1 protein-coding gene is annotated in these 1707 nt (G+C 70.5%); it reads left to right on the forward strand.

The window, feature by feature from the left end; translation table 11 throughout:
- A partial coding sequence (locus ACJA3G_RS36380; protein WP_406557299.1) for a PQQ-binding-like beta-propeller repeat protein occupies positions 1–1639 on the forward strand: 1639 nt, incomplete at its 5' end.
- Positions 1640–1707 lie beyond the last annotated feature (68 nt).

The following is a 1707-nucleotide window of genomic DNA, read 5'->3' on the forward strand; positions in this document are numbered from 1 at the left end:
CTCCGGCATCGGGGCGCCCGGGTACGGCTATCCGCAGACGCCCCCGGCGCAGCCGGGCTACGGCTACCCGCAGGCGCCCGGCCAGCCCGGCCCGYACGCCCAGCAGCCCGGCCCCTACGGCCAGCAGGCGGGCCCGTACGGCGGTTACCCGACGCAGCCCCAGTACCCGGGCGCCCCGATGCCGGAGCCGCCGGGCGGGGGACGCAACCCCTTCAAGGGCAAGCCCGCCGTGATCGTGGCGGCGGCCGTGGCCGGTCTGCTCGTGGTCGGCGGCGGCGTCTACTTCGCCACCAAGGGCGGGGACGACGACAAGAAGCCCGTGGCGAAGACGAGCCAGAGCGCGCAGCCCACCGGCTCCCCCACCAGCGACGAGGGCGACGGCAAGGGCGACGGCCGCGCCGGGAACGACGACCTCAACGCGGGCCGCAAGGACGGCGAGGCGAAGGTCTGGCTCCAGGAGAACGCCACCCAGCTCACCCAGAACGGCGCCGAGCAGTCCGGCCCCTGGGTGGTCGGCGACACCGTCGTCAAGGCGATGTACAAGGAGGTCACCGCCTATTCGGTGGCCGACGGCAAGCAGAAGTGGAGCGTGCCGCTGAGCGCCCCGCTGTGCGGCGCCCCGCACCAGACCACCGCCGACGGCAAGATCGTCCTCGGTGTGCAGGAGAACAACACCAAGAACGCCAAGTGCAACCAGCTCCAGCAGGTCGACCTCGCGGCCGGCAAGGCGGGCTGGAAGGTGGCGGTCCCGTCGGAGAACGCCTTCGACATCATGACCAGCTTCGACCTGGCGATCAGCGGCAACACCGTGGCGGTGGCCCGGATGGGCGGCGTCAGCGGGTTCTCGGTGCTCGACGGCAAGAAGATCTTCGGTCAGGAGCGCAGCGGCAACTGCCGGGCGGACGCCTTCGCGGGCGGCCCCAGGCTGATCGCCGCGGGCAGCTGCACGGTCGGCGGTGACACGCTCGCGGTCGACCAGATCCAGGAGCTGGACGCCACGACCGGCAAGCCCAAGTGGACCAAGCAGTACCCCAAGGGCTGGAAGGTCGCCCGGGTCTTCTCCGTCGACCCGCTGGTGGTCTATGTGACCAACAAGGACAAGAAGCAGTTCAACATCTCGACGTACAAGCCCGACGGCTCGCTCCGCTCCGAGCTGGTCAGCAAGGACAGCTTCCAGCCGGAGTGCGGCTGGGCGATCATGGACCGTGACCTCCAGGGCTGCCTGGGCACCGCCGCCGACGCCAACACGCTGTATCTGCCGACCGAGCCCAAGCGCAGCACCGGCGACGGCTTCGGGCGCACCAACGCGGTCGTGGCGTTCGACCTCAACACCGGCAAGGAGAAGTGGCGTTCGAGCGCGGGCAGCGACCGCACGATGCTGCCCCTGAACGCCGAGAGCGGCAAGGTCCTCGCCTACATCGCCCCCACCACCGAGCAGGGCGGCGCGGTCGCGGAGGTCGCGGGCGCGGGCCAGCCCAAGATCGTGCTCCAGAACCCGGCGTCCACCGCCTCCATCGAGAACGGCTTCTTCTCCAAGCACGTGGTCTACCGCGACGGCCGGCTGTTCATCCTCAACGGCCGGGTGTCCAGCCCCAAGGGCGACACCAAGGAGAAGGCCCTGATGGGGTTCGGCAACTGATGAACGCGTCCGCTCCCGCCCGCTTCCCTTCCGCAGAGGTACGTACGTCATGAGCCAGCCCCCCCAGC

This window comes from Streptomyces sp. YS-3, assembly GCF_045257485.1.
Taxonomy (GTDB): Bacteria; Actinomycetota; Actinomycetes; order Streptomycetales; family Streptomycetaceae; genus Streptomyces.